This window comes from Clostridium sp. BSD9I1, assembly GCF_900185645.1.
Lineage (GTDB): Bacteria > Bacillota > Clostridia > Clostridiales > Clostridiaceae > Clostridium_AK.
Map to the genome: position 1 here is coordinate 1 of NZ_FYAM01000001.1, position 617 is coordinate 617.

A 617-nucleotide genomic window follows, 5' to 3' on the forward strand; every position below is an offset into this window, starting at 1 on the left:
TTGTCATCTGGGTTTATGATTGATGGAACACCTTCTCTTATAAGAGTTCCTGTAACTGGATCTATTTTAACTTCATTTGTATCTGGAACTTGTTTTAAACAAACAATTATATTCATTTAAGTGTACCCTCCTTATTTAAATATGTTTCCTGAAATAACCATCTTCTGAACCTGTGAAGTTCCTTCATAGATTTCAGTGATCTTAGCGTCTCTCATCATTCTTTCTACTGGGTATTCTTTAGTGTATCCGTATCCACCAAATATCTGAACAACCTTAGTTGTTACATCCATAGCAACATTTGCTGCATGTAATTTAGCCATAGCTGCATCTACACTGTATGGCATCTTGTTTTCTTTCTTCCAAGCTGCTTTGTATACTAAAAGTCTTGCAGTTTCAATTGCAACTTCCATGTCAGCCATCATCCAGCTTAATCCTTGGAATTTGTATAATTGTTTTCCAAACTGCTTTCTTTCTTTCATGTAGCTTACTGCTTCATCAAATGCTCCTTGAGCTATTCCTAGAGCTTGAGCTGCTATACCAATTCTTCCTCCATCAAGAGTCTTCATGGCAATTCCAAATCCTTTTCCTTCTTTTCCAAGTAGGTTTTCTTTTGGAAC

1 protein-coding gene and 1 pseudogene are annotated in these 617 nt (G+C 36.0%); both read right to left on the reverse strand.

The window, feature by feature from the left end; genetic code table 11:
- Positions 1-116 (reverse strand): annotated as a pseudogene (locus BSD9I1_RS00005) (electron transfer flavoprotein subunit beta); the annotation flags it as partial.
- A 15-nt stretch (positions 117-131) separates the two neighbouring features.
- The coding region (locus BSD9I1_RS00010) for an acyl-CoA dehydrogenase family protein (RefSeq protein WP_278281147.1) at positions 132-617 on the reverse strand (486 nt) is incomplete at its 5' end.